This is a genomic window from Muribaculum gordoncarteri (genome assembly GCF_004803695.1).
GTDB classification, from domain to species: domain Bacteria; phylum Bacteroidota; class Bacteroidia; order Bacteroidales; family Muribaculaceae; genus Muribaculum; species Muribaculum gordoncarteri.
Window position 1 is genome coordinate 1,641,948 of record NZ_CP039393.1, and the last position, 20,070, is coordinate 1,662,017.

The 20,070-nt window shown below is 48.7% G+C and carries 17 protein-coding genes and 2 tRNA genes; 14 read left to right on the plus strand and 5 right to left on the minus strand.

Annotation, left to right across the window (positions count from 1 at the left end; all coding sequences use genetic code 11):
• Nucleotides 1–57: 57 nt before the first annotated feature.
• The 10 genes from E7746_RS07285 (at nucleotide 58) to hutH (ending at nucleotide 11,649) form a co-directional block, all read left to right on the plus strand.
• A complete protein-coding gene (locus E7746_RS07285; RefSeq protein WP_123396932.1) occupies nucleotides 58–399 on the plus strand; it encodes a type II toxin-antitoxin system RelE/ParE family toxin in 342 nt (113 codons plus the stop codon).
• Nucleotides 400–402: 3 nt separating this feature from the next.
• Entirely contained in the window at nucleotides 403–726 is a 324-nt protein-coding gene (locus E7746_RS07290; protein WP_136410344.1) for a helix-turn-helix domain-containing protein, read from the plus strand.
• Between the two features lie 824 nt (nucleotides 727–1,550).
• Nucleotides 1,551–4,868 carry a beta-galactosidase gene (locus E7746_RS07295; RefSeq protein WP_136410345.1) on the plus strand — a complete coding sequence of 1,106 codons (3,318 nt, stop codon included), beginning with the start codon at nucleotides 1,551–1,553 and terminating at the stop codon, nucleotides 4,866–4,868.
• A 205-nt stretch (nucleotides 4,869–5,073) separates the two neighbouring features.
• A tRNA-Arg gene (locus E7746_RS07300) sits at nucleotides 5,074–5,147 on the plus strand.
• Between the two features lie 23 nt (nucleotides 5,148–5,170).
• Nucleotides 5,171–5,247 (plus strand) — tRNA-Arg (locus tag E7746_RS07305).
• 101 nt (nucleotides 5,248–5,348) lie between these two features.
• Entirely contained in the window at nucleotides 5,349–7,355 is a 2,007-nt protein-coding gene (locus tag E7746_RS07310) for a urocanate hydratase (RefSeq protein WP_136410346.1), read from the plus strand.
• The gene (gene ftcD / locus E7746_RS07315; RefSeq protein WP_136410347.1) at nucleotides 7,352–8,254 is read left to right on the plus strand and encodes a glutamate formimidoyltransferase; all 903 of its coding nucleotides are present in this window, start codon (nucleotides 7,352–7,354) and stop codon (nucleotides 8,252–8,254) included. Before E7746_RS07310 ends, ftcD begins: the two co-directional genes overlap by 4 nt.
• Before the next feature lie 6 nt (nucleotides 8,255–8,260).
• Complete coding sequence (gene hutI, locus E7746_RS07320; protein ID WP_136410348.1) at nucleotides 8,261–9,499, plus strand: imidazolonepropionase; 1,239 nt, start codon at nucleotides 8,261–8,263, stop codon at nucleotides 9,497–9,499.
• Nucleotides 9,500–9,511: 12 nt separating this feature from the next.
• A complete protein-coding gene (locus E7746_RS07325; protein ID WP_136410349.1) occupies nucleotides 9,512–10,138 on the plus strand; it encodes a cyclodeaminase/cyclohydrolase family protein in 627 nt (208 codons plus the stop codon).
• Nucleotides 10,139–10,149: 11 nt separating this feature from the next.
• Nucleotides 10,150–11,649, plus strand: a complete 1,500-nt coding sequence (gene hutH / locus E7746_RS07330; RefSeq protein WP_136410350.1) for a histidine ammonia-lyase — start codon at nucleotides 10,150–10,152, stop codon at nucleotides 11,647–11,649.
• Nucleotides 11,650–11,841: 192 nt separating this feature from the next.
• Here hutH and E7746_RS07335 read toward each other — a convergent pair whose 3' ends face one another.
• Nucleotides 11,842–13,647 carry an IS1634 family transposase gene (locus E7746_RS07335; protein WP_136409411.1) on the minus strand — a complete coding sequence of 602 codons (1,806 nt, stop codon included), beginning with the start codon at nucleotides 13,645–13,647 and terminating at the stop codon, nucleotides 11,842–11,844.
• A 270-nt stretch (nucleotides 13,648–13,917) separates the two neighbouring features.
• Between E7746_RS07335 and E7746_RS07340 the strand changes: the two genes are divergently transcribed.
• From E7746_RS07340 to E7746_RS07350, 3 genes are read left to right on the plus strand one after another with little or no spacing between them, the layout of a single operon-like run.
• Entirely contained in the window at nucleotides 13,918–14,562 is a 645-nt protein-coding gene (locus E7746_RS07340; protein ID WP_136410351.1) for a 50S ribosomal protein L25/general stress protein Ctc, read from the plus strand.
• A 26-nt stretch (nucleotides 14,563–14,588) separates the two neighbouring features.
• Complete coding sequence (gene pth / locus E7746_RS07345) at nucleotides 14,589–15,152, plus strand: aminoacyl-tRNA hydrolase (protein ID WP_136410352.1); 564 nt, start codon at nucleotides 14,589–14,591, stop codon at nucleotides 15,150–15,152.
• A 5-nt stretch (nucleotides 15,153–15,157) separates the two neighbouring features.
• Nucleotides 15,158–15,604 carry an RNA-binding S4 domain-containing protein gene (locus E7746_RS07350; protein WP_136410353.1) on the plus strand — a complete coding sequence of 149 codons (447 nt, stop codon included), beginning with the start codon at nucleotides 15,158–15,160 and terminating at the stop codon, nucleotides 15,602–15,604.
• Between the two features lie 93 nt (nucleotides 15,605–15,697).
• On the opposite strand, the gene E7746_RS07355 is transcribed toward E7746_RS07350, so the two are convergent.
• From E7746_RS07355 to E7746_RS07365, 3 genes are all read right to left on the minus strand, one after another.
• Complete coding sequence (locus tag E7746_RS07355) at nucleotides 15,698–16,072, minus strand: DUF3127 domain-containing protein (RefSeq protein ID WP_123396921.1); 375 nt, start codon at nucleotides 16,070–16,072, stop codon at nucleotides 15,698–15,700.
• A gap of 106 nt (nucleotides 16,073–16,178) precedes the next feature.
• Nucleotides 16,179–17,093 (minus strand): 3'-5' exonuclease, encoded by a 915-nt coding sequence (locus tag E7746_RS07360; RefSeq protein WP_136410354.1) that lies wholly within the window; start codon nucleotides 17,091–17,093, stop codon nucleotides 16,179–16,181.
• An 11-nt stretch (nucleotides 17,094–17,104) separates the two neighbouring features.
• Nucleotides 17,105–18,616 carry a glycoside hydrolase family 10 protein gene (locus tag E7746_RS07365; protein WP_136410355.1) on the minus strand — a complete coding sequence of 504 codons (1,512 nt, stop codon included), beginning with the start codon at nucleotides 18,614–18,616 and terminating at the stop codon, nucleotides 17,105–17,107.
• A gap of 135 nt (nucleotides 18,617–18,751) precedes the next feature.
• Between E7746_RS07365 and E7746_RS07370 the strand changes: the two genes are divergently transcribed.
• Nucleotides 18,752–19,186: a DUF695 domain-containing protein gene (locus E7746_RS07370; RefSeq protein ID WP_123396918.1), complete on the plus strand. Its 435-nt coding sequence runs from the start codon at nucleotides 18,752–18,754 to the stop codon at nucleotides 19,184–19,186.
• 101 nt (nucleotides 19,187–19,287) lie between these two features.
• On the opposite strand, the gene lpxA is transcribed toward E7746_RS07370, so the two are convergent.
• A complete protein-coding gene (gene lpxA / locus E7746_RS07375) occupies nucleotides 19,288–20,064 on the minus strand; it encodes an acyl-ACP--UDP-N-acetylglucosamine O-acyltransferase (protein ID WP_136410356.1) in 777 nt (258 codons plus the stop codon).
• Nucleotides 20,065–20,070 lie beyond the last annotated feature (6 nt).

The window sequence follows — 20,070 nt, forward strand, 5'->3', positions numbered from 1 at the left end:
AATGTTTCTTATTATGTAAACTTTTTGATTAACTTTGCAGAGTAATTAAGAATGACCATGGATAAACCGCTTTTCAAGCTCATCGCTCTCAAAGATGCACGGGAATTTCTCGACGCACTCCCTGATAAGGTCAGAGAGAAAATTCTTTACAATATTCGTAAAGTCCGTTTCGGCGTACAAGATAAAGAGTTGTTCAAGAAGTTGGACGATGACATTTGGGAGTTCCGCACATCATGTCAGGGCATGGCATACCGTCTGTTTGCCTTTTGGGACAATGACGGCGAAACACTTGTGATAGCGACCCATGGACTCATCAAGAAATCTCAAAAAACGCCTCAACGAGATAAAGACAAAGCGAAAGCAATTCGCAAAGAATGGTTCAACAATAAAAATAAATAAGCTATGGCACAATTAGAATATACCACCATTGAGGAACTTGAAGATAAGTACCTCGGAACCGTCGGAACTCCACGCCGCGACGCTTTTGAGGCATCGGTAAAAGAGGAAATCCATGCCTACCATATAGGAGAAGCGATAAAGCAAGCTCGAAAAGAAAAAAACATGACCCAAGAAGAACTTGGAACACTCATGGGAGTAAAGAAAGCACAAATATCGCGCATTGAGAACGGACATAACTTAACCATCAATACAATATCAAGGGCGTTTAAGGCTCTTGGTGTTAATGTTTCCCTCAATTGCGGAAATATGCGTATAGTACTTGTATAAATTCCTCTTCAATAGTTGTATGCCATACTCTTTTGCAGAGTATGGCAATGACATTTTTGGACTTTTGTAAGGAGATGTCGTCACAATTTGAGATGACATACAATCATTACTCTTGGTCTAATATTCCGTTATACATAGTAATATAAATCGACTTCTATATTTGTGTCAGCAGAAAAAGGGATGCAATCAGTGAAAAGTGCAATGTGTGCGTGATTTTCAAATAAAAATATGCATCTCTTCGCAAGAGATTTTGAAATGATACAATTGATTAGTAATTAGTGCGTTTAGTCAGCAAAAAGTTATAGATTGAGAAACAATCGTCTATAATTGTAAACATTTTTATGCAACAGAATGGCATATTAATTTGCTAATCTTGATTAAATGCATTATTTTTGTAATGAAAAATCTCTTGCGAAGAGATAATACCTCAAAATTATATTATAATACCTCAAAATTATATTATAGTACCTCAAAATTATATTATAGTACCTCAAAATTATATTACATATCCTTATACTACACAACTAATAATTTACGACAAACGGCAGATTTACTTAAAATGATAAATCGGTGATTGATTGTTTGTGATAAATGGTTTCTCATCTTTTGGACTAATTACCAATTAGTTAATTATGCCTGTAAGGACTGTCCGACAATCGTCGGACAGTCCCTTTTTATATGGATTCCCAATATTTTGCAGTCAAGTCAATTCGGTGATTTTCAAATTTATTATTATCTTTGTGAATCCATAAACGCAATCGTTGTCACGTTGTGTACATGATGCCAAGACAATTTATTTACCAAACATTTAATAACCTCTAAGCATGAAAAAGTTCTTTTGCAACTTGGCGATAGCAGCAAGCCTGCTATTAAGTGCATCAATCGCTGAAGCCAAGCCGATAGAAAACAATGTCATTGTCCCCGGTGAAGTGTGGAACGACACCGACGGAAACCCAATCAATGCTCATGGCGGCGGTATTCTTTACCATAACGGCAAATATTACTGGTATGGTGAGTACAAGAAAGGCAAAACCGTATTGCCCGACTGGGCGACATGGGAATGTTACCGCACCGATGTGACAGGTGTGAGCTGCTATTCATCACCCGACATGGTAAACTGGACCTTTGAGGGCATCGTTCTTCCCGCCGAGGAAGATGCGAGCAGCGATCTCCACCCGAGCAAGGTACTTGAGCGCCCCAAAGTAATCTACAACGCCAAGGCAGGCAAATTTGTAATGTGGGCCCATGTCGAAAGCGCCGACTACAGCAAGGCCGCAGCAGGTGTTGCCGTAAGCGACTCCCCCACCGGCCCATTCAAATATCTCGGCAGCTTCCGTCCCAACAATGCGATGAGCCGCGACCAGACACTCTTTGTCGACGATGACGGACGAGCCTATCAGCTATACTCATCAGAAAATAACGCAACTCTCTATATCAGCGAGCTGACCGACGACTATCTACGCCCCTCGGGACGATTTACCCGCAACTTCATCGGTGCAAGCCGCGAAGCTCCTGCCGTGTTCAAGCACGACGGAAAGTACTACATGCTGTCATCGGGCTGCACCGGATGGGACCCCAATCAGGCCGAACTTGCTGTTGCCGACTCCATAATGGGACAGTGGAAAGTATTAGGCAATCCATGTACCGGAACCGACGCCGACAAGACATTTTACGCACAGAGCACCTATGTTCAGCCCGTATACGGCAAGAAAGATCTCTACGTAGCCATGTTTGACCGTTGGAACAAGACTGATCTTGAAAACTCGCGTTACGTGTGGCTGCCGTTGTCGATGAAAAACGGCAAGATAACAATTCCTTGGAAAGAGCGATGGAGCATGAACGACTATGCCGATCAACCGCGTTTCGAGGCCGGCGACGGTACATTCCTGCTCAATGGAGAGCCATTTGTAGTGAAAGCTGCCGAGCTTCACTATCCGCGCATACCCAAACCCTACTGGGATCAGCGCATCAAGATGTGCAAAGCCCTCGGCATGAATGCAGTGTGCCTCTATGTATTCTGGAACTCTCACGAGCCCAAGCCCGACCAATTTGACTTCACCGGACAGAATGACCTCCGTGAATTCGTAAAACTTTGCGAGCAAAATGACATGAAAGTCATATTGCGTCCCGGCCCATACGTATGCGCCGAATGGGAAATGGGAGGTCTTCCTTGGTGGCTTCTGAAGAAGAAGGATATACGCCTTCGCGAATCCGATCCCTATTTCCTTGAGCGTGTCGACAAATTCCAGAAGGCCGTAGCTGATCAGGTATCCGACCTCACCATTGCCAACGGAGGCCCCATAATCATGGTTCAGGTTGAAAACGAATACGGTTCCTACGGTATCGACAAGCAGTATGTTTCGGAAATACGTGACATGCTGCGCAAGAACTTCGGCAACGAAGTCACCCTGTTCCAGTGTGACTGGTCGTCCAACTTCCTGAACAACGGACTTAACGACCTTATATGGACAATGAACTTCGGCACCGGAGCCAACATCGACCAGCAGTTTGCCAAGCTTAAAGAGGTACGACCCAACAGTCCGTTGATGTGTTCCGAATTCTGGAGCGGATGGTTTGACAAGTGGGGAGCCAATCACGAAACACGCCCTGCCGCCGACATGATAGCCGGCATCGACGAGATGCTTTCAAAGGGCATATCATTCAGCCTCTACATGACTCACGGCGGAACCAACTGGGGACATTGGGCCGGAGCCAACTCTCCCGGATTTGCTCCCGATGTCACATCCTACGACTACGATGCACCCATCAGCGAGTCGGGACAGACAACTCCCAAATATTGGGAACTCCGCAAGACACTCGCCAAATACATGGACGGCAAGAAGCAGGCCGATGTGCCCTCGCTCATCAAGCCCATCGCCATACCGTCGTTCACATTCACAGAAGTGGCACCGTTGTTCTCCAATCTGCCGGAGCCTAAGAGTGATGCCGAGATACGCACCATGGAAGAGTATGACCAGGGATTCGGCAGCATCCTCTACCGCACTACACTTCCCGAACTCAAGCAACCGGCACTTCTTACCGTTAACGATCCTCATGACTACGCTCAGGTATTTGTCGACGGAAAATTCATCGGCAAGCTCGATCGTCGCAACGGCGAGAAAGCCCTCACAATTCCGGCATGCAAGAAAGGCGCAACACTCGACATACTCATCGAGGCCATGGGCCGCATCAACTTCGGCCGCGCAATAAAGGACTTCAAGGGTATAACCGGCAATGTCACCGTCACCGTCGACAATGAAGGACACCGATTTGTGTGCGACCTCAAAAACTGGAAGGTATATAATATAGAGGACACCTACGACACCTATACCTCGATTGGTGAATTCTATCCTATCGAAACCTTCACTCCCGACGAAAACGGACGCCTGCCTCGCGGTGTATATCGCGGAACATTCAATGTCAAGAAACCGTCGGATACATTCCTGAATTTTGAGACATGGGGTAAAGGTCTTGTATATGTCAACGGACATCCCATGGGACGCATTTGGGAGATAGGCCCGCAACAGACTCTGTATATGCCAGGATGCTGGCTCAAGAAAGGCGAAAATGAAATACTTGTATTCGACATTATAGGCCCGAAGGAAGCAAAGTCGGAAGGATTGCGTGAACCGCTCCTCGACCAGCTGCTTGTTCAGAAACCTCTCACCCACCGCGAAGAGGGACAGAATCTCGTGCTTTCATCGGAAACTCCGGTCTACACCGGCAGCTTCGCTCCCGGCAACGGATGGCAGGAGGTGAAATTTGACAAGCCTGTGACCGGTCGCTACATCTGCCTTGAGGCACTTAATTCAATCAATGGAAAGGATATCGCCGCCATAGCCGAGATGTATGTATTGGACGACAAAGGCGAGCGTCTGTCACGCGAGCCGTGGATTGTAAACTATGCCGACAGCGAGGATGTGGCAAGAATGAACCGCTCGGGCGACAAGACATTCGACCTTCAGGAGTCGACCTATTGGAGCACCGTTCCCGGAACACCGTTCCCCCACGCCATAGTGATTGACCTCGGAGCGACCCACAGCATCGAAGGATTCCAGTATCTCCCGCGAATGGAGAGCGATGTTCCCGGCGCAATCAAGGATTTCAAAATCTATGTAAAGAACACTCCGTTTAAATATTAATTGACGGCATTAACATAAACTACAATTCAATGACGGATGATGCGGGTAAAAACCATGTCATCCGTCATTATTTTGATTGATAGTGCATTGTGGCCGTCAGGCCCATCCTCGGGCAAAAAACTTTAACGGTGACAACACATTTTTATCCGAAAAGTTTTGGAGATTTCAGAAATGTTGCTTACCTTTGCAACCGCAAACCAAGAAAGGCTCCTTAGCTCAACTGAATAGAGCATCTGACTACGGATCAGAAGGTTACAGGTTTGAATCCTGTAGGAGTCACATTGAAATAGAGAGAGTTTTTTGGCTCCTTAGCTCAACTGAATAGAGCATCTGACTACGGATCAGAAGGTTACAGGTTTGAATCCTGTAGGAGTCACCAAAGAGGTCGTTACACTGCGTAACGACCTCTTTTTTTATCGCCCTATTGGTCGTATAAAAATAAATTTGTAAGTTTGCAGCATAAGATTAACCATATCACCCATGAAATTTTCGCTATCCGACAAGCTCCCCGAATATCCCGAATTTGTGCCGGGCATAAGGCGAGCACCCGACCGAGGCTACAGGCTTACAAAAGCACAAACCGAAACAGCCTTAAAAAATGCGTTACGCTACATCCCCGAATCACTTCATGCCCAACTCGCTCCCGAGTTCATGGAAGAGTTGCTCACCCGAGGCAAAATATACGGTTACCGTTATCGTCCTCAAGGTGACTTGAAAGCAAAACCTATCGATGAATATAAAGGAAAATGCATCGAGGGCAAGGCTTTTCAGGTGATGATCGACAATAATTTGTGTTTCGACATTGCTCTTTATCCCTATGAGCTCGTCACTTACGGCGAAACCGGCCAGGTGTGCCAAAACTGGATGCAATACCGGCTCATAAAGCAATATCTTGAGGAGCTCACTCAGGACCAGACACTCGTAATCGAGTCGGGACACCCTCTCGGCCTCTTCAAGTCGAAGCCCGAAGCACCCCGCGTAATCATAACCAACTCCATGATGGTGGGACTTTTCGACAACATAAAGGATTGGGAAGTCGCAGCACAGATGGGAGTTGCCAACTATGGCCAGATGACTGCCGGCGGATGGATGTACATAGGCCCGCAAGGCATCGTACACGGAACATTCAACACCCTGCTGAATGCAGGACGCATGAAACTCGGTGTGCCGCAGGACGGCAATCTGCGCGGACACTTATTTGTTTCGTCGGGACTCGGCGGCATGAGCGGCGCACAGCCCAAAGCAGCCGAAATTGCCGGAGCCACCGCTATAATCGCCGAAGTCGACGCATCGCGCATCAAGACCCGTCACGATCAGGGATGGGTTCAATATGTAACCGACGACCTTGCCGAAGCCTATCGCCTTGCCCATGAATCAATGGAAGCAAAAGAGCCACGCTCAATCGCCTATCACGGCAATGTAGTGGACCTGTTGCAATATGCGCTCGACAACAACATTCACATCGAGCTTCTGAGCGACCAGACATCATGTCACGCCGTATACGAAGGCGGATATTGTCCGGCAGGTGTGACATTTGAGGAGCGTACACGTTTACTGCGTGACGATCGCGATGAATTTGAGCGTCTTGTCAACACCTCATTGCACCGTCACTTCAACATCATAAAGCAGCTCGTAGAGCGCGGAACCTACTTCTTCGATTACGGCAACTCATTCATGAAAGCCATATATGACGCCGGAGTAAAGGAGATATCACGTAACGGCATCGACGAGAAGGACGGCTTTATATGGCCCTCCTACGTTGAGGACATAATGGGTCCCGAGCTGTTTGACTACGGTTACGGCCCGTTCCGCTGGGTATGCCTTAGCGGAAAACACAGCGACCTTATAAAGACCGACCACGCCGCAATGGAGTGCATCGACCCCAATCGACGCGGACAGGACATGGACAACTGGATATGGATTCGCGACGCCGAGCGCAATGCCCTTGTCGTGGGAACCCAGGCGCGCATCCTTTACCAGGATGCCGAAGGACGCATGAAAATAGCGCTTCGATTCAACGAGATGGTGCGCAACGGCGAAGTCGGCCCCATCATGCTTGGACGCGACCACCACGATGTAAGCGGAACCGACTCACCCTTCCGTGAAACTTCCAACATCAAGGATGGCAGCAACGTAATGGCCGACATGGCCGTACAGTGCTTTGCAGGAAACTGCGCCAGAGGCATGAGTCTTGTAGCACTGCACAACGGCGGCGGCGTGGGAATAGGCAAGGCCATCAACGGCGGATTCGGAATGGTGTGCGACGGCTCGGAGCGCGTCGATGAGATACTGCGCTCGTCAATGCTGTGGGATGTAATGGGAGGTGTGGCCCGCCGTTCATGGGCACGAAATCCCAACGCCATGGCCACATCGCAAGAGTTCAACGACAAAAACGGCGACTATTACCACATAACCATCCCGAACATAGCCGATGACGAATTGATAACCAACACAGTAAACAACTATTTAAACAAAAACGCAAAATGAGCTGGACTAAAATAATGGAGTGCGTGCCTAACTTCAGCGAAGGGCGCGACCTTGAAAAGATAGATAAGATTGTAAACCCGTTTCGCAGCAAAGAAGGAGTTAAACTGCTCGACTACAGCAATGACATCGACCACAACCGACTTGTTGTAACCGTAGTAGGACAACCCGAAGCACTCAAAGAGGCTGTAATCGAAGCCATAGGCATAGCTGTCCAACTGATCGACCTGAATCACCATCAAGGCCAGCATCCGCGCATGGGAGCTGCCGATGTAGTGCCTTTCATTCCCATAAAAGGCTGCACCATGGACGATGCAATTGCATTGTCACGTGAAGTAGGCGCAACGGTTGCCGAGCGTTACAATCTTCCCGTATTCCTGTATGAGAAATCGGCATCGGCACCTCATCGCGAAAATCTTGCAGCAGTGCGCAAGGGTGAGTTTGAAGGCATGGCCGAAAAGATAAAACTCCCCGAATGGCATCCCGACTTCGGACCGGCCGAACGCCATCCGACAGCCGGAACAGTAGCCATAGGAGCACGCATGCCTCTTGTAGCCTACAACATAAATCTCGACACTCCAAGCCTTGAAATAGCCCACGGCATAGCCAAGAAGATACGCTTCATAGGCGGTGGCCTGCGTTACTGCAAAGCAATGGGAGTGGAACTTAAAGAGCGCGGCATAACCCAAGTGTCGATCAACATGACCGACTACACCAAGACAGCACTCTACCAGGCCATGGAGATGGTGCGCTTTGAGGCTCGCCGTTACGGAGTAAACGTAGTCGGCAGCGAAATAATAGGCCTCGTGCCCATGGCTGCACTCATCGACACATCGGCCTACTACCTCGGACTCGAAAACTTCTCCATGCAACAGGTGCTTGAAGCACGCATAATGGAATAAACGCCCATGTCGACATTACGAATAATCCACGCCAACATCCTCACGCCTAAGGGTCGCAAGGCCCTTCACGGCAAAGCGATGAACGAGCTTCACCATATACCCGACGGTGAAATAACGATAGTAGACGGGACTATCGACTATGTGGGTCACGTGCGCGAAAACATCGACATCACCGCCATCGATGCACAAGGCCGAGTGGTTCTGCCCGGATTTGTAGACTCACACACCCATTTGGTGTTCGGCGGTTTCCGTCCCGAAGAATTCATGTGGCGAATGCGTGGTGACAGCTATATGTCGATAATGGAGCGTGGAGGAGGCATAGTCAACACAATGAAATCAACCCGCGAGGCATCGACCGAACAGCTCGTTGAAAAGACGCGTCACTTCATCGACATAATGAGCCGCATGGGTGTCACGACAGTCGAAGCAAAGAGCGGTTACGGACTCGACCGCGAAGCCGAGTTGAAACAACTGCGCGTAATGGCCGAAATCAACGATGATCCCGAACGCAAAGTCGACATAGCCACAACCTATCTCGGCGCACATGCCCTGCCGCCCGAGTATGACGGTCGACATGACGAATATATCGATTTCATAATACGTGAGATGCTGCCCGAAGTCAAGAAGCAAAATCTCGCCGAAAATTGCGACATATTCTGCGAACGCGGAGTTTTCACCGTGGAACAGTCACGACGACTGCTTAAGGCAGCCGCCGACATGGGTTACGGCATAAAAATCCATGCCGACGAGATAGTGACCACAGGAGGTGCCGAACTGTCGGCTGAGCTGAACGCATTGTCGGCCGATCACCTGCTTCACGCATCGGATGAAGGCATAAAGGCGATGGCCCACAGCGATGTGGTGGCAACTCTGCTGCCGCTGACGGCATTCACGCTGCGCGAGCCCTACGCCCACGGACGCGAAATGATTGACTCCGGATGTGCCGTGGCATTGGCCACCGACCTTAACCCCGGAAGCTGCTGCAGCGGCTCAATACCGTTGACATTCGCCCTCGCATGCATCTACATGAACCTCTCGGTTGAAGAGGCCATAACCGCACTTACACTCAACGGAGCTGCGGCAATAGGCCGAGCCGAATATATCGGCTCACTTGAACCGGGCAAGCTCGGCGACCTCGTGATGCTCGACTCCGACACTCACTACACGCTACCCTATTACACCGGCATGAACTCAGTAATCATGACTGTAAAGCGCGGCCGGATTGTTTCGTATAACAACAATTAACCTGAATAAACCATGTTGACCGATCTATCAGTAAAAGATTTTCTAAACAAGACCGCAGGCAACGACCCCGTACCCGGCGGAGGCAGCATCTCGGCCCTTAACGGAGCCATAGCCGCAGCACTCGGCGAAATGGTGACACGCCTCACGATAGGCCGAAAGAAATATGCCGACCGTGAAGCCGAAATGACGACATTGCTTGCCGAAATAGAGCCTGTACGTAACGAACTCGAAGCCGACATTGACCGCGACAGCGATGCTTACAATCTCGTGTTTGACGCATTCAAGCTTCCCAAGGACACCGACGAGGAGAAATCGACAAGAAGCGCCGCAATACAATCGGCTACGAAATATGCAGCCGAAGTGCCTATGCAGGTTGCCCGCCGCGTAATCTCCATCATGCCCAAACTCGAAGTGATAGCACGCACCGGCAACCAGAATGCCGTAACCGATGCCTGCGTAGCCACAATGTGCGCACGCACGGCAGTTCTCGGAGCTTTGATGAACGTGCGCATCAACCTTTCATCGATCAAGGACGAAGATTACGTAAAAACTATGGCGCTCGAAGCATCCTCTCTACAGGACCAAGCAGTGGCCATCGAGAAGCGAGTGCTTGACTATCTTAATGAAAATCTACAATAAACCAATCACCAATGAGCAAAAACATATTTCAAATAGGCAATGGCGACCTCACATTTGAGGACATTGAACGAATAATCAACGAGAATCTCAAACTCGAACTCTCGCCTGCGGCCAAAGAGCGAATTGAAAAGTGCCGAAACTATCTCGACCGCAAAATCGAAGAATCGACCGAACCTCTTTACGGCATTACAACAGGATTCGGATCGCTGTGTACCAAAAACATCTCGCTCGACGAGCTCAACACACTACAGGAAAACCTCGTGAAGAGCCATGCCTGCAGTGTAGGCAACGAAATTCCCCATGTAATAGTGAAGCTCATGTTCCTGCTGAAGGCTCATGCGCTTTCATTGGGCCATAGCGGTGTGCAGCTGATAACAGTGCAGCGCATCATCGACTTCTTCAACAACGATGTCATGCCCATTGTCTACGACCGTGGCTCACTCGGCGCATCGGGCGACCTCGCCCCTCTCGCCAATCTGTTCCTCCCCCTTATCGGCGTAGGTGATGTATATTATAAAGGGAAACGCTGCGAGGCGATAAGCGTGCTCGACGAATTTGGATGGGAGCCCATAAAGCTGAAAAGCAAAGAGGGCCTCGCGCTGCTCAACGGCACCCAGTTCATGAGCGCAAACGGCGTTTACGCGCTGTTGAAAGCTATGCGCCTGTCCAAGAAAGCCGACCTCATCGCCGCCATTTCACTTGAAGCCTACGACGGCCTGCTGGCTCCCTTCATGGACTGCATACAGCAGATGCGTCCCCATAAGGGCCAGATAGAAACCGGCAACAACTTCAGGCACCTCCTTGAAGGAAGCGAAATAATAAACCGTCCCAAGAAGCACGTACAGGACCCCTACTCCTTCCGTTGCATACCTCAGGTACATGGCGCAACCAAGGATGCAATAAGGCACGCCGCATCGGTGCTGCTGACTGAAATCAACTCAGTGACCGACAACCCGACCATATTCCCCGACGAAGACCTCATCATTTCGGGAGGTAACTTCCACGGTCAGCCCCTTGCACTGGTCTATGACTATCTTGCAATAGCCATGGCCGAACTCGGCAACATATCGGAGCGTCGTGTGGCTCAATTGATAATGGGACTCCGAGGTCTTCCCGAATTCCTTGTAGCCGAACCGGGACTCAACTCCGGATTCATGATTCCGCAATATGCCGCAGCATCGATGGTAAGCCAGAACAAGATGTACTGCTACGCTGCATCAAGCGACTCAATCGTGTCGAGCAACGGACAGGAGGATCATGTGAGCATGGGAGCCAATGCAGCCACCAAGCTTTACAAGGTCATGGACAATCTTGAACTGATATTGTCGATAGAGCTGATGAATGCGGCTCAGGGCATCGAATTCCGTCGTCCACTCAAGTCGTCGCCCTACATCGAGAAGTTCCTGAAAGCCTACCGCAACGAAGTGCCCTTCATTCGCGAGGACATCGTCATGTACAAGGAGATTCACAAGTCGCAGGCGTTCCTTAAACGCTGGAAATGCGATTTTTAAACTGAATATTGACAAAATAATGACTGCAGGAGTGTTATTTTTAACATTTCCTGCAGTTTTACTTTGTAATATGCGCAAAAATCAATACCCCATCTTTTACAGTCCAAAAACGAGCAAACCCTTTTGTACATTGGCGTGAAGCCATGTGCAAAAGGGTCTATATATGTAGCACTGGAATGGGGTTATCTATATTTAACCTTTTTTAATATTAGCAATAATCTGTTTGATTTTCTGACGAGTAACAATCTCGGTGTCGAGTCTGAAGCCGGCTTTGGCATGTAGGTCATCGGTAAGATCATCCCGTGTGAAGTTAGGCTTGTAGCCTTCTCCCTTGACTATGTTCATAGTCATTGACCGTAGTTTCTCAATTATAGCGGAGGATGTGTATTTATAGTTCAGTTCCTTTTCCATTATTCTGAAGAGCAGTAGTGTGATAAAGCAGACAATGAAGTGGGCCCTTATGTGTTCCGCCGTCCAGACGAAGACGGGTCGACCCTTGAAGTCAGTCTTGATGACCCTGAAGGCATCCTCCGACTCCCAGCGGTTATGGTTCAGTTCGATGATTTTCGTCACATTGTCAGACAGATCCGTACATATCGCATAGAAGCCGTCATATTTTTCTTCTTCTGATATGGCGTCAAGATTCAGGGAGACGGTTCTGAATACCGCAACCTCGCCGTCTTCTGTGGCGTAGGTCTCGGAAAGGAACCTGTCAGGGCTCTTATAAGATTTGGTCAATGTCCTGTTTCCACGTGCATTGCTGTCAGCCTTGTCAATCTCGCGTTGACGCAGGAATCGGAGGTAGTCGCGGTATTTGTATGAAAATGTCACAATCAATCTTTGAGAGAACTTTGTCTTTTCATTGACAATCCAACGCTCGCGATAAAAAGTGCGGTCTCCGTAATAACGGGCAGTATCGGCATCAGTCAGGTCAAACTCCAGTTCATCCTCGTCTGCATCCCGGTACCGCTTGTCTTTTTGTACCGTGTCGGACTTTACAAGTTTCCATCCTGTCGGTTCCAGACACCAGTCCCTGAGATTATCCTCCAGTTTCTTTATTGACTGCACCGTTATGAATGATCTTTCTGCTGTGGAGTTATATGACCGGTTGCCTTCAGAAGAGAGACCTCCGTCTGTACAGACTACAATCTTGCTGACCCCCATCTTCTCAACTATAATCTTTTCAGTTGGAATCAAGGTAGTCTGTTCGTTGGCATTGCCGGGATTGATGCACATCGCAACCGGCATGCCGGAGTTGTCGATGAACATACCCATCTGTACGATGGGGTTCGGTCGATGTTCCTTGGAGACTCCGTACTTGCGTATACGTTCATGAACGTTCCCTTTTTTGTCTGTCACATAGTCCGGATCGGCAGATTCTCTCTCGAAAAAATAGTTGGTGCAGTCATAGTACATGACGGTCGTATCCCGTTCGACAACCTTTGACGAATTAAGGAAAAGTCTCTTCTGGATGTATTCACCGTGTCTGTCCAGGATATCCAGACTCCTGTAGATATGCTGTTTTTCTATATCAAAAGGCTCGATATAGCTTCCGCTCCTGCGATAATTACCTAGTTTTGAAGCCGGTCTCAAAAGCCGTTCGTAGACCATCAGCTCCAGAACTTTGTTGAAATCGAAGTCGAACTTATGTTTACGTGAGATTGCCTCGCATATCCTGTCCATCCCGACCTTATGGTACAGCCGTTTAAGAAACAGATATCCGCTCTCGCAACTCTGAGCCTCGCCTTTTTCAATAAGCTTTGTGGGCGACAGACGTGATATTATCACCTGCCGGCCCTCCTTCTCCTGTGCCGTAAGCCTGGCGATATATCCCCTGGCCCATTCAACAGGATCTCTGTCTCCGCATCTCTGACGAACTTCCTCAAGCGTTCCAAGGCGCTCATGGATTCTTGAGGTACTTTTGCCGTTCTTGTCCCTGTATGCCTTCTGTACATAAAGGATGGAAGTCTTTTTTGTCTTGGTTATTTTCAGCTTCATATTATGCCGCCCTGCCGTTGATTGCTACACGGTGCTACAAAGATAGTAATAAAATTTGACACGTGCAAGCGTGCCAGCAAAAAAGATTCATGAAAATGCAACTGTCAAACTACCGAGTGTTATTTTTAACATTTCCTGCAGTTTTACTTTGTAATATGCGCAAAAATCAATACCTTTGCACCGCTTTTTAGCATCCCGTGTGATGGGAAATTAAGGAGCATTACAAGTATCACTTAATTTTGAGTAACACAACTAAACTATTTCAACGAAATGAAAACTTATCAGTTATCAGCCGAGCCCCGTACCGATTTGGGTAAGAAGGCCGCCAAGGCACTCCGTGCCGAGAACAAAATCCCCGTAGTGCTTAACGGTGGTGAAATCGTAGAACTTCCCTACACCGCAGCTCTCAAGCCCGGTGAGAAGATTGTAGAAATCGGTCGTGGCAGAGGTCTTGTAACTACCGACCTCGCAGTAAGCAACGAGGATGTGCGCAAGCTCATATACACTCCCGACATCTACGCAATCGAGCTCGACATCAACGGCGAAAAGCGCAATGCTGTTCTCCGCGAAATCCAGTTCCACCCTGTAAAGGATTCAATCCTCCACATCGACCTTCTTGAGGTTAACGACAAGAAGCCCGTTGTAGTTGAAGTTCCCGTACAGCTCGAAGGCCACGCCGAAGGTGTTAAGGCCGGTGGTAAGCTCAACCTCTCAATGAAGAAGATTAAGGTTAAGGCTCCCTACACTGCAATTCCCGAACGCGTTGTCATCAACATCGACAACCTCGGTCTTGGCAAGACACTTCAGATTGGCGACCTCCACTTCGAGGGCCTCGAACTGATGAATGCAAAGAACGCTGTTGTTTGCGCCGTTCAGCTCACCCGTGCCGCTCGTGGTGCACAGGCTAAGGCTTAAACCCCACAACCTATTAAATTGATTGAATGAAATACTTGATTGTCGGCTTGGGAAACATCGGTGACGAATACCGGGGAACCCGCCACAATATAGGTTTTAGAATATTGGATGCCTTTGCCGAGGCATCCAATATTTCTTTTTCCACCGAACGTTACGGCGATGTGGCTCACATGAGGCTCAAGAACAAGCAGCTTACCCTGCTCAAACCTTCGACCTACATGAACCTCAGCGGAAACGCCGTGCGATACTGGAAGGAGAAAGAGAACATCGACATAAACCACATTCTGGTTCTTGTCGACGACATCGCATTGGCCTTCGGAGCCATACGCATAAAGCCTAACGGAAGCGACGCCGGACACAACGGCCTCAAAAACATAGCCCAGATGCTCGGCACACCCGCCTATCCGCGACTGAGATTCGGCATAGGCAACGACTTTCCGCGCGGTTGCCAGGTCGACTATGTGCTCGGACACTTCACCCTCGACCAACGCCAGCAGCTTCCGGCCCGAGTGGATGTGGCTTGCGAGGCCATAAAGGCATTCTGCCTCTCGGGAATAGATTTCGCAATGTGCAACTTCAATAACAAATAGGCGAAATGGCAAAGAGTGAAGAACGCATTGACAAGTGGATGTGGGCCACACGTATTTTCAAGACCCGCACCATATCGACCGATGCATGCAAGAAAGGACGAGTTATGGTAGGTGACACCACAGTAAAGCCGTCACGCACAATAAAGCCCGGCGATGTTATAAAGGTGAGAAAACCACCGGTAACCTATTCATTCCTCGTAAAGGCTCTTACCGAGAACCGACTCGGCGCGAAACTTGTGCCCGACTATCTTGAGAACATAACTCCTCAATCGGAACTCGACCTGCTTGAAGTTGTAAAGATAAGCGGATTCATAGACCGTCGCAAGGGCCTCGGCCGTCCCACCAAGAGAGAGGGCCGTGAACTGTCGCGCTTCAAAGAGGACGCACTCAACGACGGCTGGGACTTTGACTTTGACTTCGACTTCGATGATGATGACGAAGACGAGGATTGATTCACGACAACAACACGACTTTATAAAAAAAGCGATGGAGCATCTCAAATAAATGAAACGCTCCATCGTTTTTTTCGTTATACCTGTCAGCCTTTAGAAAGGAAGGTCGTCGGTAGCATCACTGCCGAGATCGGGCACGGGAGGCGGAGGAACCGCACCGGGGAAGTCCTGCACGGGAGCAGCGGCGGGAGCGGCCTGCGCACCGGCCTTCTCTACCTTCCAACCGCTAACCGAGGTGTACCAGCGGCCGTTGAACTCACGGCTGTTTATATCGAAGCTCAACACAATTTCATCACCTACATTCAGGGGATATTGGTCGGCACGGTCGCCAAAAAGGTCAAAGTGCACCTTCTTGGGATAAGTTTCTTGTGTTTCAAGAACATATTCACGCTTTTTCCACGCATTACCGGCCTTTGAAACTCCCGACTGTTCAGGTAAGGCAAGTATGATTTTTCCTGCTATTTCCATTATTGAATACGATTTTTAATTTTTATCAAAGTTACTCAATCGTGAGCCGTTCACCAAATTTTTCCATCCTTTTTTATGTTCAATCACAATTTTGAATCAACAGGAATCAGTTTTTAACAAGCATCTGGAGTAATCGTTTATAGTGCTTGGCTCGCAATGGAACATACTTGTTGGAATAGGAGCGGAAATAAGCCAAATCACGCTTATTCAACCCATAAGCCGATGAATCGGGCAACAATCGGTGCAAAAATCTGCGGCGAAGCTCATATTCGGCACGAAACCGGTCGTCGACAGTTATCGACTCCACCACATCGGCATCAGGGCTCTCGTCAATCTTCAGCCGTTTCAGCCTATAGCCTCCGCCGTCGTTCTTTAGCAGGAATATGCGGCCCCTCGCATTTATTCGGTGATACTCATCTTGTGCTTCCGAATAGACCTTCTTGAATTCCGCTACAATATCCGTGACATCGTTATCGCTACCCGACATGTATTTATTCTCAAAACTGCGGGCCAGCTCCACAAAACAGTCAAGCGTCACCTTTGCGTCATTGGATGCCGAGTGTGCGTCATCATCGGGGAAATAAATGCCGAGGTCACCGGCACACACTGTCAATCCCGGACCGTTAAGCATGTCATAACCCTTGTCGCGTCCAATACACAGCCAGTACCACTCCCTGATGTTGACAACATGCTTCTTGGTGAAGTGCCTTATCCCCGACCCTTTCAGATGCTTTATGTCATTCTCGGTAGCGAAGCCTATTATATAGCCGGCACGGTCTATGATCGCCTGAATGTCGTGAGTACACTCCTTGAATGTAGGCTTATCCTTGACCATCGCGGGCGTTATGTGATGAATTTTTTCGGTATTCTTCCATTTGCGGGTCTTAACAGGCTTAAAGTATTGGTGATATATCTCCTCTCCTGAAATGTCATGTATCGACAACTCCAGAATCTCATTGTTGCGTGAATCGGCAAATTCGGCATCAAGACAAATAAACTCCAATCGGTCGGCTGTCACCATAGGCTCTTCTCCTATAAAAAATCATAATCGACATAGACGCCTTCATCGCTACTGTCGTTATCGGATTTCGACTTTTTCTTCTTACTCTTATCCTTACCGCGATTTACATAGACGGGATCGCTCTCGGAATAGTCGCGGTCAAATGCCGTGACGGCAAACCTCAACCCTTTCTTTGACGAACGATAGTTGAAGCTGTTGCCCTTTACCTTGAATCCTACTATATCGTCGGAGGCTTGATCTATCCTCACACCCTTGTCGTCGGTAAGATAGACCGAATAGTATCTTACATCGCAATTGCGAGGAGCATCCCAAGTGATTACATAACCGCCATTGGAATATTCGGCCTTTACATTGCGTGGCGACGGAGCTTTGCCGCTTCCAAACTGCGGCAGATGGGCAGGGCGGCTGAAAACATTCTTGCGCAACCTGTCGTAGAGTCGCTTTATCTTGGGATTGTTTCCAAGCAGATGCTCAGCCCTGAAAAAGCACACACCGGCCACTCCGTCGGTGCGGCGCGTCTTCTCGATCTGGTCGATTATCACATCTACATCCCACTTAGAGTCAACGAGCTTATAGGGAGCAAGTCCCACTACTACGGGATGCTTGCAGCTGTTGTTGACCCATGTGACCATATTAGGCGTAAATCCGAAATCCTCGTTCCAATACATCTGAGGGATGATGAAATCATGATGTCCCGACTCTATCCACTGACAAGGATCCTGCTGATAGCTAAAATATGATGTCGCGTTCTTATATTTGTCTACATTTTTATATGTGCCTATGGGCGCCGACCCTACCCTTATGCCAGGACGCACCTTCTTGGCCATGTCATGCAGCTCAGCGACAAACTCATTTATATTAGCCCGCCGCCAGTCGTCGCGCGACAACTTGCCGGGATTGTAGGCCTTGAACGATGACGCATCATTGAATTTATCACCGGGATAACGCGTATAGTCAAGGTTGATTCCGTCAAAGTCATACTTTTCAATCAACTCATTATACAGCTTCAAGAGATACTTTCGTGTTTCAGGCAACCCGGGGTCGAGATAGTAGCCGCCCGAATAGAGCACACACAAGTCACGGTGTGACTTCAAAGGATGCTTTACTTTATTGGATGCATAACGTGCGGCGTTACGTGACGAGCCTATGCGGAACGGCACAACCCATGCGTGACATTCCATCGAACGCTTGTGACATTCATCTATCACAAAGCGGCACACATCGTAGGAGAGGCTGCGTGACCCGTTACCGGTCAGCGACTCCATGGCCGGCTGCAGCGAAGAGTTCCACGCCACATCACCATTGGCCTGAACCTGAAATAAAACCATATTGAAATTGGCTTCGGCAAGACGGTCAAGCATCTCGACAAGCGACTTTTTCTGCGACGACTCATCATATCGGCCTGCCGGCCAGTCCATACCACCGTTTGTCGTGAGCCATACACCCCTCACCTCCCTTAAAGGCTGCGCATAAACCGATGTACACTGTAGGACGACAATAGCCAGGATTAACAATCTGAGCATAATGAATTCAAGATTACAATGCGAAAATACACAAATCCGAAAGCTTTTACAAAATTTTATTCCTAAAAATAGTCCTATATTCAGGTAATTTCGCTAATTTCGGAAAAAATAAGAGCGAGTATAAAACAACCGATTATGAAAATAGGTTCGGAATGGTGGACATCGCCCACCGAAAGCGAAAACGGGCGACTGATAATAGTGACCGGCCGTGGCGGCATCGATGAAGTGCGCAACAGCGGCAAGTACAACATTCGTGTTGAAGTGACATGGAAATATCCCGGCGATGCGACAGGAATGCCCGACTACCCCACCTCCAAAGTGATGGAGGCGGTGCAGGACGCCATGACCAAGGCATTCGACAAAGACCCTGTGGCGGTACTCACCGGCATATACACTGGCGATGACGAGCGCAACTGGATATTCTACACCCGTTCAATACACATCTTTGAAAAGAAGATCAACGAGGCTCTTGCCGACTTCGACCTGCTTCCAATCAACATATACACTGAAAACGATCCCGATTGGCAGGAATATGACGAAATGAGGGAAGCCTCGGAACTTGAAGGCTAAGAGCCGGTTCGACAATAAATATTAACGGCTCTAAAAAACTACAGGGGCATCGCACTACACAATGCGATGCCCCTGCTATATTTATCGGGAAAATATTCCGATTATACGTATCCGCGTATAATTCCGCGCTTGGAGTTGCGCACAAACAGAATGATTTCGTCACGCTCCTTGGTTGCGGGAAGCTCGGCCTCGATGCGCTCAACGGCATCCGACACGTTAAGAGCCGAGAGATAAAGATAGCGGTATATCTCCTGAATTTCACGAATCTGCTCGTTGGAGAAGTTACGACGACGAAGTCCTATCGAATTAACTCCGGCATAGGCTATGGGTTCGCGTGCAGCCTTTACGTAAGGAGGAATGTCCTTATTTACGAGCGCACCGCCCTGAATCATAACATGCGGGCCTATGTGACAGAACTGATGAACGAGTGTTCCTCCACCGATCACGGCAAAATTGTCGACCACCACTTCACCGGCAAGCTGGGTGGCGTTTGACATGATTACATTGTCACCGACAATGCAGTCATGAGCCACGTGACAGTAAGCCATGAGAAGGCAATTGTTGCCGACTACCGTCTTACCGCGTGCAGCCGTTCCGCGATTCACTGTAACGCATTCACGTATTGTAGTGTTATCTCCGATTATGGCAAGTGTTTCCTCGCCACGGAACTTAAGGTCCTGAGGTATTGCCGAAATAACGGCACCGGGAAATATCGTGCAATTTTTGCCGATACGTGCACCTTCCATTATGGTCACGTTGCTTCCAATGCGTGTACCCTCGCCGATTTCAACATTTTGGTCGATGGTTACAAACGGGTCTATGACTACGCTCGGAGCAATCTTGGCCGCAGGATGTACGTAAGCTAAAGGTTGTTTCATTTCTAA

Bases quoted from the DNA above. Each gene is read 5' to 3' on its own strand.
- lpxA (WP_136410356.1), bottom strand. From the start codon at position 20,064: ATGAAACAACCTTTAGCTTACGTACATCCTGCGGCCAAGATTGCTCCG.
- E7746_RS07295 (WP_136410345.1), top strand. From the start codon at position 1,551: ATGAAAAAGTTCTTTTGCAACTTGGCGATAGCAGCAAGCCTGCTATTA.
- E7746_RS07340 (WP_136410351.1), top strand. From the start codon at position 13,918: ATGAAAACTTATCAGTTATCAGCCGAGCCCCGTACCGATTTGGGTAAG.
- hutI (WP_136410348.1), top strand. From the start codon at position 8,261: ATGTCGACATTACGAATAATCCACGCCAACATCCTCACGCCTAAGGGT.
- pth (WP_136410352.1), top strand. From the start codon at position 14,589: ATGAAATACTTGATTGTCGGCTTGGGAAACATCGGTGACGAATACCGG.
- E7746_RS07370 (WP_123396918.1), top strand. From the start codon at position 18,752: ATGAAAATAGGTTCGGAATGGTGGACATCGCCCACCGAAAGCGAAAAC.
- E7746_RS07355 (WP_123396921.1), bottom strand. From the start codon at position 16,072: ATGGAAATAGCAGGAAAAATCATACTTGCCTTACCTGAACAGTCGGGA.
- E7746_RS07325 (WP_136410349.1), top strand. From the start codon at position 9,512: ATGTTGACCGATCTATCAGTAAAAGATTTTCTAAACAAGACCGCAGGC.
- ftcD (WP_136410347.1), top strand. From the start codon at position 7,352: ATGAGCTGGACTAAAATAATGGAGTGCGTGCCTAACTTCAGCGAAGGG.
- E7746_RS07360 (WP_136410354.1), bottom strand. From the start codon at position 17,093: ATGGTGACAGCCGACCGATTGGAGTTTATTTGTCTTGATGCCGAATTT.
- E7746_RS07285 (WP_123396932.1), top strand. From the start codon at position 58: ATGGATAAACCGCTTTTCAAGCTCATCGCTCTCAAAGATGCACGGGAA.
- E7746_RS07350 (WP_136410353.1), top strand. From the start codon at position 15,158: ATGGCAAAGAGTGAAGAACGCATTGACAAGTGGATGTGGGCCACACGT.
- hutH (WP_136410350.1), top strand. From the start codon at position 10,150: ATGAGCAAAAACATATTTCAAATAGGCAATGGCGACCTCACATTTGAG.
- E7746_RS07310 (WP_136410346.1), top strand. From the start codon at position 5,349: ATGAAATTTTCGCTATCCGACAAGCTCCCCGAATATCCCGAATTTGTG.
- E7746_RS07335 (WP_136409411.1), bottom strand. From the start codon at position 13,647: ATGAAGCTGAAAATAACCAAGACAAAAAAGACTTCCATCCTTTATGTA.
- E7746_RS07365 (WP_136410355.1), bottom strand. From the start codon at position 18,616: ATGCTCAGATTGTTAATCCTGGCTATTGTCGTCCTACAGTGTACATCG.
- E7746_RS07290 (WP_136410344.1), top strand. From the start codon at position 403: ATGGCACAATTAGAATATACCACCATTGAGGAACTTGAAGATAAGTAC.